This window comes from Variovorax sp. YR216 (genome assembly GCF_900107745.1).
GTDB lineage: Bacteria > Pseudomonadota > Gammaproteobacteria > Burkholderiales > Burkholderiaceae_C > Variovorax.
Genome location: NZ_FNRO01000030.1, coordinates 49,226 through 58,307, shown reverse-complemented (window position 1 = coordinate 58,307; position 9,082 = coordinate 49,226). Strand labels below are relative to the sequence as shown.

Here is a 9,082-nt window from a genome sequence, read left to right as displayed (position 1 = left end):
CTTGCTTGCTGCGATCAGCGAAGCCCTCTACTATAACACGATTTTTTGAAGTTCAGAAAAAATTTTTGAAGATTTTTTCTTTTCTTCCCTCCGCCCAACTCGCTACACCCCGAAGGATCTAACTCGTTGCCGTGTTTGGCGAAGCCCTCAATTATGACAGGTTTTTTTAAATCCCGTCAAGCTCTGGGGTCTTTGCTTCTTCAGCCCCTCTTGCGAGCCGCTGTTTCAGCAGAGCCTGCGATTATGACTTGTTTTTTACGACTTCGTCAACTCGCCGACTCTTTTTTCTCTGCTGATCCGCTTGCGCGTTTTCAGTCGAGCCGCAAAGTATATGCCACTTTTTGCCGCCAGCGGAGCGTCGTCGACGCCAACACGCGGCCCGATCCGATAATCCCGGACACATGGCACTCATCACCCTTCTCGACGCACAACTGGCATTCGGGCACGTCCCACTGCTGGATCACGCAGACTTCTCTCTCATAGAGTCCGAACGCATTGGCCTGATCGGGAGGAACGGCGCAGGCAAGTCGTCGCTCCTCAAGATCCTGGGGGGGTTGGAGAAACCCGACGACGGAGTCCTGCAAGTGCAGCAGGGGGTGCGGATCACCTACGTTGCCCAGGAGCCGTCGCTCGACCTGGACGCGGATGTGTTCACCGCAGCAAGCGCCGGCCTCGCGCACGTCATCGCACTCCGCGAGCAATATCTGTCGGGTGCACCCGGCATCGATCTGGACGCGCTTCAGTCACAGATCGAGGCCTTCGATGCATGGAATTGGGAGCAGCGCGTCGAAGAGACCCTCCACCGCCTGCATCTTGACGGCTCCGCCCGCGTCGGGGCGCTGTCCGGCGGCACCCGCAAGCGGGTGGCGCTGGCTCAGGCGCTCGTTGCCACACCAGACGTTCTCCTTCTCGACGAGCCGACCAACCACCTCGACCTCGACTCCATCGAGTGGCTCGAGCAGTTGCTCATCGACTTCAAGGGCAGCGTGGTGACGATCACGCACGACCGGAGCTTTCTCAATCGCGTCGCGACCCGGATCGTGGAACTGGATCGCGGCAAGCTCACCTCGTACCCCGGCAATTTCGAGCAGTACCTCGTACAGAAGGAGGAGCAACTGGCGCAGGAGGCGATCGTGAATGCGAAAGCCGACAAGCTGCTCGCGCAGGAAGAGATCTGGATACGCAAAGGCGTCGAAGCCCGCCGCACGCGCAGCCAGAGCCGCATCAACCGACTCGTGGAGCTGCGCGCCAACCGCACGGCGCGGCGCGAGGCGCTGGGCAGCGTGAACATGGATGTCTCTTCAGGCCAGGCGAGCGGCAAGATCGTTGCCGAGTTGACCGGTGCGTCCAAATCGTTCGGCGACAAGACGATCGTCCGCAACTTCACGAGCACGATTCTGCGCGGCGACAAGGTGGGCCTCGTCGGACCGAACGGCGCCGGCAAGACGACCTTGCTGAAGTTGATCCTCGGCGAGCTCGAACCCGACGCGGGCACCATCCGCCGCGGAACCAATCTGCAGGTGGCCTATTTCGACCAGATGCGCAACGCGCTCAACCTGGATGCAACGCTCGAGGACTTCATCAGCCCGGGCAGCGAGTGGATCGAGATCGGGACCCAGCGCAAGCACGTCAAGAGTTACCTCGCCGACTTTCTGTTTTCACCCACACGGGCGCATTCGCCGGTGCGCTCCCTGAGCGGCGGCGAGCGCAACCGCCTGCTGCTCGCACGATTGTTCGCGCGGCCGGCCAACGTCCTGGTGCTCGACGAGCCCACCAACGACCTGGACATCGACACGCTCGAACTGCTCGAGGACTTGCTGCAGAACTACGACGGAACGGTCTTCCTGGTCAGCCACGATCGCACCTTCCTCGACAACGTGGTGACGAGCACGATCGCGTACGAGGGCGACGGCCGCTGGCGCGAATACGAAGGCGGTGTCCAGGACTGGCTCACCCAATCCAGGCGTGCCCGCGAGATCGCGGAGCAGCGAACGACCGCTTCCGCGCCGGCGCCAGCGCCAGCCCCTGCCGCTCCAGCACCCGCCTCGCCCCAGCGAAGCAGCCTCAAGCGGAAGCTTGGCTATAAGGAACAGCGCGAACTGGAGATGCTTCCGTCGCGGATCGCCGATCTGGAGGACGAGCAGAAGCAGATCGCGGAGATCCTCGAGAAAGACGGCGGCGCGATCTACGGAACCGACGCCTCCCGCGCCGCCGAACTCGGTGAACGCCACGCCCGGATCGAGGAGGAACTGCTCGCCGCGCTCGAACGCTGGGAAGAACTCGGCTCCGTCGGCCAGGGATAGCGGCGTCTTTGTCTGACGCGCGGCGCGCCAAGGCCGCGCTATACATCCGGCGTCGAGGCTCTTCGAATGCCGCATGAGGTCACTCCACCGATTCACACGACTGCCCGCCGCGATGCGACACCTGATCATGTCGCTTGGCATGATCTTGTGCCTTTCGGCGTGCGCGGAGTTGCCCAAGAACGTGCAGCGCCCTGTTTCCACGGCGCTGGAGGCCCCGGCCGACACGCCTCTGGCCCGGCTGGTGAAGCAGCGTCGCGAAGCGGCGGCAACCCGCTTCGACTCCGGCTTCCTTCTGATCGACGGCCCGTCAGCCGCCTATGGCAGCCGGCTCGCGCTGGCGCAGGGCGCACAGAAGACGCTGGACCTGCAGTACTACACGATCCATGCCGACGCGAGCACCGCGCACCTTCTTCGCGCCGTGCGAGACGCCGCCCGGCGCGGGGTTCGGGTGCGCATCCTGCTGGACGACTTCCACAGCACCGGACGAGACGCGGTCGTGATGTACCTCGCGTTCGAGCCGAACATCGAGATGCGGATGTTCAATCCGCTCGCCGGCGCGAGAACGTCGACGCTGTCGCGGCTCGTCAATTCGATCGACGATGCCTCGCGCATCCAGCAGCGGATGCACAACAAGCTTTTTGTCGCCGACAACGTCCTCGGCGTGACCGGTGGCCGCAACCTTGGCGATGCGTACTTCGGCAACGCCGCCAACGCCAACTTCGTCGATCTCGACGTGCTGGTGGCGGGCCGCGTCGTGCAGGATCTGTCGCGCAGCTTCGATGCGTATTGGAACAACGAGCGCGCCTACCCTGTGGAGTCGCTGGTCACCCGCGAGGAGCTCGAAAAGATCCGCGCCGACGCAAAAGCCGCGACGGAACGCGAACGCGCTGAGCCCCAAGGGACGCAGGCCGAGGAACAGGGCGCGACGCAGGCCGATCCGCGCCGCCCCCGCTGGGACCGGCAGCCAATGGACCTCCGGACCGCTTCGTTCATCTGGGCGCCGGCCGCAGTGATGGCGGACAAGCCGGCCAAGATTCCATCGGATGGATCGAACGCGGCGAGCGGCGAACGCAAGGCACCGGGCGTCGAGATCACCGGCGGCAAGGCGCGTGGGGCCGGCAACGGCAAGGGCACAAGCGGCTCGCTCCAGGTCGCAGTCAGTGCCGCAGCCGACGGCGACACCGTGGTCGAAGGATTGCTGCAGTTGATCGGCCTTGCGCGCAAGGATCTTCTGATCATCTCGCCCTACTTCGTCCCCGGGCCGGACATGAAGCAGGCCTTTGCCGCCGCGCTTGCGCGGGGCGTCCGGATTCGCGTGCTGACCAACTCCCTCGCGTCGAACGACGCGCCGGTCGCGCACGTGGGGTATGCGCGCCATCGCGAAGAGTTGCTGAAGATGGGCGTCGAGCTCTACGAGCTTCGCAGCGAGCAGGCCGGCGTGACCAGCGCCTTCGGCTCGTCGGGCAGCGGCGGGGCGTCGGGCGAGTCCCGCTCGATGCTGCACTCGAAGGGACTGGTCATGGACGGGGAGTGGGTGGTGGTCGGCTCGATGAACCTCGACCTGCGATCGCAGCTCCAGAACACCGAGATCGCGGTGCTGATCCGCAGCAACGAACTCTCGCGCATCGCCACCGAAAAGATGGAGGTCGCGCTACGCGAGGGCTCATGGCACGTCCAAGAAGAAGACGGCCGGCTCGTATGGCATGCGCCGCAGGGCAGCGGGCTGCGGGACGCGGCCACCGAGCCCGACGCGAGCCCCGGCCTGCGGCTGATGCTCAAGCTCTTGGGGCCGCTCGCCCCGGACACGCTGCTCTAGAATCAGAGCTGATCGCGCACGCGCGCGAACACCTTCCAGAACGCCGCATCCTGTCCGGTCGCGAAATTGATCCGCATCAGGGTGGTGGGGGGACGTCGCGCATGGAACAGGGAGCCCGGCGCGATGAGATAACCCTCGTCGAGCATGCGCTGCGTCAGGGCATCCGTATCGACGCCGGTATCGACCCAGCCGAAGAGGCCGGCCGGCTCTGCCGCCAGCGTGCAGCCCGAACTCAACGCCAGCTTGACCGTGCGCCCACGCGCGCCGTCGAGCCGCAAGCGAATGCGCTCGGCATGGCGGCGCAACTGGCCCTGGTCGATGCACCAGGCCAAGGCCCGCTCGAACAGCGAAGGCGTGGTCAGGGTCGCGATCAGCTTGGTTTCGAGAAAGCGCCCCACCAGTTCCGGCGAGGCCGCGAGAAATCCGATGCGCCAGTTGGGCGCGAGGATCTTGGCGAAACCGCTCACATAGACAGTGCGCCGAAGGCCATCGAGCGAAGACAGCCGGGTTGCGTGTTCAGGCGCGAGATGGCTATAGGTGTCGTCCTCGACGATATGGAAGTCGTGCTTGTTCGCCAACTGCAGCACGCGGTGGGCGCTGCCCGGCGACAGGCTGTATCCGGTCGGGTTGTGCAGCACGCTGACGCTCACGAACAGCTTGGGCCGATGACCTTCGCCCGCGTTGCAGTAACGCTCCATCACTTCCAGATCAGGCCCGTCGGCGTTCCGCGGCACCGGCAGGATGCGCATGCCGAGCGCCTCGAGCCGGGCGAATTCGAGCGCCCATCCCGGCTCCTCGACCATCACCGGATCGCCGGGGCGCAACAGGGTGCGGCTGACGATGTCGAGCGCGTGTGTCGCGCCGACCGTGGTCACGATCTGGTCGGGCCCGGCCGGCACGTTGATACCCGCCAGCTTGGTGGAGAGGCTGCGCCGCAAGCCGCTGTCGCCAGCCGGCTCGCCGTACTGCAGCGAGAACTCCTGAAGGGACTTTGCGCCGGTGACGCGCCTCAGCGCGGCGGGCATAAAGGTCGATTCGAGCCAATCAGGCGGGAACACCCCCATGCCGGGCTGCGGCTTGTCGCTGGGCCGGTGGAACATCCCGCGAATCAACGTGCTGGCGTCCGCGGCCACGACCGGTACAGGCGCAGGCTGGCTGACGAAGCTCATGCCCATCGACGCCGCACCGTTCACGGTCGCCGCGTCACGCACATAAAAGCCTTTCTGTCGCCGCGCCTCGACCAGGCCCTGCGCAAGCAGCTGGTCGTAGGCGGCGACCACCGTATGCGGGCTCACCCCCTGCTGGCGCGCGCATTCGCGCACCGAAGGAAGGCGCGCGCCGGGGGCGAGCAAGCGGTTGCGGATTCGTTCGGCGAACCGGTCCGCAAGCTGGCCGGTGAGAGACTGCGAGGACGTTCGTGTCAGCATATGTGCCTGCTTCTGTGTTGATCGGTGAACCAATACAGACCACCCCTTGTTCGACCAACTGTATCGCTACTGTAATGGTCCTCAGTTTAAAGTGTGTCCCATGAACTGGCAAGATTTCACCGCGCTGCTGGTGCTCGCCACGGCGATGAGCTTCTCGCCAGGTCCGAACACGACGCTGTCCACCGCGCTGGCCGCGAACGGCGGACTGCCGCGCGCGATGCGATTCGTGATCGCGGTCCCCGTCGGCTGGACCTTGCTGCTCCTGTTGTGCGCCGCCGGCGTCGGCGCCCTGGTGGTGGCAGCTCCATCGTTGCGCTGGGCGATCAAGGCATTCGGCGTCGGCTACCTGCTGTGGTTGGCCTGGAAACTCAGTCGCAGTGCGTCGCTCGGGCAGGCGGACGGCGCGCGGCTGAACGTCGGATTCAAGCAGGGCGTGCTCCTGCAGTTCCTCAACATCAAGGCCTGGCTGCTCGCGCTGACGCTGGTGGCCGGCTGGATCGCCGGGCAGCCGGATGCGCTGCAGCGTCTTGCGATCGTGGCGCCGGTGATGCTGCTCTATGCATTCGTCAGCAACCTGACATACGCCGTCGCCGGTGCGCTGTTGCGCCACTGGCTTGCACAGGGGCAGAGACTGCTGTGGTTCAACCGCCTTATGGGCGCGGTGCTGGTTCTCACCGCATGGTGGATGCTGAGCGTATGAAAAACCATCGGGACGAAACCCTCGGCATGTGGCTGGGCGTGCTCGGCGTGGCCTTCTTCGCGGTCACGCTGCCGATGACGCGCCTGGCCACCGGGACGCAGGCCGACCCGCAGCTCTCGCCCTGGTTCGTGACGCTGGGGCGCGCGGCACTCGCCGGCGTGCTGTCGACCCTCTTTCTCATCGTCACGCGCGCACCGCGTCCGCAGCCGAGCCACTGGCGGCCGCTGGGCATGGCGGTGCTGGGCAACGCGATCGGCTATCCGCTCTTGCTGGCCTACGCGCTGCGTGTCGTCAGCGCGAGCCATGCGGCGGTCATCACTGCACTCCTCCCGTTGGTCACGGCAGCGTGCGCCGCATGGGTGCTTCACCAGCGCGCGCGACTCGGCTTCTGGCTTTGCGCCATGGCCGGCAGCGCCCTCGTGGTGGTGTTCTCCTTGATTCGTGCATCGGGCCACGGCACGGGCTTCGGTTTCGAATGGGCGGACCTGCTCCTGGTCGGCGCCGTGTTCGCGGCTTCGCTGGGGTACATCTACGGCGCACAGGTCACGCCAGCGCTCGGCGCCGAGCGTGTGATCTGCTGGGTCTGCGTCCTCGCGCTGCCGGTCACGCTGCCGGGCACGATCCTGCTCTGGCCCGAGCAGGCGGTCGCCGCATCCGCCTGGGTCGGGTTCGTCTATGTCGGGGTGTTCTCGATGTGGGTGGGCTTCTTCGCCTGGTATCGCGGTCTGGCGATCGGCGGCGCACTCCGCGTGAGCCAGACGCAACTGCTGCAACCCTTTCTTTCCATCCTCGCCGCGATGCCATTGTTGGGCGAGCCCCTCGATATCGTTACGCTCGGCTTCGCGGCCGCCGTCGTCGCCACCGTGATCGCCGGCAAGCGGCTGTCACAACCCGCCACGCCCACCGCGCTAGCTCCGGCTTCGCGATAGCGATTCACACACCTCAAGGAGTCAAGAAATGCAATGGAAACTCGCCGCACGGGCCGAAAAGATGAATCCTTCGGTGATCCGTGAAATCCTCAAGGTCACCGAACGCCCCGGCATCATCAGCCTGGCCGGTGGCCTGCCTTCACCGAAGACCTTCCCGATCTCGGCGTTCGCGGAAGCCTGCGCCAACGTGCTGCACAAGGACGGCCAGGCCGCGCTGCAGTACGCCGCCAGCGAAGGCTACGGCCCGCTGCGCGAAGCGGTCAGCCAGATGCTCCCCTGGAAGGTGGACCCGGCTCAGGTGCTGATCACGACCGGCTCGCAGCAAGGCCTCGACCTGATCGCCAAGGTGCTGCTCGACCCCGGAAGCCGCGTGTTGGTGGAGACGCCGACTTATCTTGGTGCGCTGCAGGCCTTCTCGCCGATGGAACCCGAACCGGTGAGCGTCGCGAGCGACGACGAAGGCGTGATCGTGGACGACATGGTCGCCAAGTCGAAGGATGCGCGGTTCATCTACCTGCTGCCGAACTTCCAGAATCCGACCGGCCGCACGATGACCGAAGAGCGCCGCGCCGCGGTGTCCGCGGCCGCTGCCAAGGCGGGCCTGCCGATCATCGAAGACAACCCCTACGGAGAACTCTGGTTCGACGAAGCCCCGCCGCTGCCGCTCACCGCGCGCAATCCCGAGGGCTGCATCTACCTCGGTTCGTTCTCGAAGGTGCTGGCTCCGGGCCTGCGGCTCGGCTTCCTCGTGGCGCCGAAGGCGATCTTCCCGAAGCTGCTGCAGGCCAAACAGGCGGCCGACCTGCACACGCCGAGCTTCAACCAGCGGATGGTGTCCGAAGTCATGAAGGACGGCTTCCTCGGCAAGCACGTGCCCACGATTCGCGCGCTCTACAAGCGCCAGCGCGACGTCATGCTGGCTGCGCTCACCCGCGAAATGAATGGCTTGCAGGTCACGTTCAACAAGCCCAACGGCGGCATGTTCCTCTGGCTGCGCCTGCCGCCGGGCGTGGACGCGGTTGCGCTTCTGCCCAAGGCGGTCGAGCGCGGCGTGGCCTTCGTTCCGGGCCTTCCGTTCTACGCCGGAGAGGGCGATGCACGCACGCTGCGGCTGTCCTTCGTGACCGCCAGCGACGAGGAAATCGACACCGCCATTGCCGCACTCGCGGACGCGATCCGCGAACAACTCGCGCACAGCGCCGCAGCCGAGGTGGAGCGGCAGATGGCCGCCAACCCGAACTGAAGCCGCTGCGAAAGACCTGAAATGCTCAACATCTGGGGACGCATCAGCTCCATCAACGTTCGCAAGGTCGTCTGGTGCGCGCAGGAACTCGGCCTCGACTTCCAGCGCACCGAAGCGGGCGGCAAGTTCGGCGTGGTCCAGACGCCCGAGTATCTCGGCATGAATCCGAATGCGCTCGTGCCCGTCATCGATGACGGCGAGGGCGAAGACCGGGTCGTGCTCTGGGAATCGAACGTCATCGTGCGCTACCTCTGCGCCAAACATTCGACGGGCCGGCTCTATCCCGAGCCGCTGGCCGAGCGCTTCGACGCGGAACGCTGGATGGACTGGCAGCAGACGACCCTGAACCCGGTGAGCGGCGGCGCCTTCAGGCAGTGGATCCGCACGCCCGCCGCACAGCGCCACCCCGAGGTGATCGCGCATTCGGTGCACGCCACCGAACCGCTCTTCGCCTTGCTCGATGCCCACCTCGCCACGCGCACCTTCATGCTCGGCGACCGCTTCACGATGGCCGACATCCCGGTCGGCTGCGAAGCGCATCGCTGGTTCGGCCTGCCTCAGACCGAATACACGCGGCCTTCGTGGCCGAACGTCGAGCGCTGGTTTGCCGACCTGCGTGCCCGGGCCGGCGCACGCGGCGTTCTCGACCTCCCTCTGGAATGAC

7 protein-coding genes are annotated in these 9,082 nt (G+C 65.7%); 6 read left to right on the top strand and 1 reads right to left on the bottom strand.

Features of this window, described 5'->3' with window-relative positions; genetic code table 11:
- The first annotated feature begins 401 nt into the window (after window positions 1–401).
- Window positions 402–2,303: an ATP-binding cassette domain-containing protein gene (locus BLW05_RS34300; protein WP_093169248.1), complete on the top strand. Its 1,902-nt coding sequence runs from the start codon at window positions 402–404 to the stop codon at window positions 2,301–2,303.
- Window positions 2,304–2,415: 112 nt separating this feature from the next.
- Window positions 2,416–4,119 carry a phospholipase D family protein gene (locus BLW05_RS34295; RefSeq protein ID WP_093169246.1) on the top strand — a complete coding sequence of 568 codons (1,704 nt, stop codon included), beginning with the start codon at window positions 2,416–2,418 and terminating at the stop codon, window positions 4,117–4,119.
- Between the two features lie 2 nt (window positions 4,120–4,121).
- Here the strand turns inward: BLW05_RS34295 and BLW05_RS34290 are convergent, their stop codons facing one another.
- Window positions 4,122–5,546, bottom strand: coding sequence for an aminotransferase-like domain-containing protein (locus BLW05_RS34290; protein ID WP_093169244.1), 1,425 nt, complete (start codon window positions 5,544–5,546; stop codon window positions 4,122–4,124).
- A gap of 100 nt (window positions 5,547–5,646) precedes the next feature.
- Between BLW05_RS34290 and BLW05_RS34285 the strand changes: the two genes are divergently transcribed.
- Genes BLW05_RS34285 through BLW05_RS34270 form a run of 4 tightly spaced genes read left to right on the top strand, consistent with a single transcriptional unit; the run spans window position 5,647 to window position 9,081 of the window.
- Window positions 5,647–6,246 carry a LysE family translocator gene (locus BLW05_RS34285; protein WP_093169242.1) on the top strand — a complete coding sequence of 200 codons (600 nt, stop codon included), beginning with the start codon at window positions 5,647–5,649 and terminating at the stop codon, window positions 6,244–6,246.
- On the top strand, window positions 6,243–7,175 hold the full coding sequence (locus BLW05_RS34280; protein ID WP_093169240.1) for a DMT family transporter: 933 nt from the start codon (window positions 6,243–6,245) through the stop codon (window positions 7,173–7,175). The genes BLW05_RS34285 and BLW05_RS34280 overlap by 4 nt, the downstream gene beginning before the upstream one ends.
- 28 nt (window positions 7,176–7,203) lie before the next feature.
- Window positions 7,204–8,418, top strand: a complete 1,215-nt coding sequence (locus tag BLW05_RS34275) for an aminotransferase-like domain-containing protein (RefSeq protein WP_093169238.1) — start codon at window positions 7,204–7,206, stop codon at window positions 8,416–8,418.
- Window positions 8,419–8,439: 21 nt separating this feature from the next.
- A complete protein-coding gene (locus tag BLW05_RS34270; RefSeq protein ID WP_093169234.1) occupies window positions 8,440–9,081 on the top strand; it encodes a glutathione S-transferase family protein in 642 nt (213 codons plus the stop codon).
- The last annotated feature ends 1 nt before the right edge of the window (window position 9,082 follow it).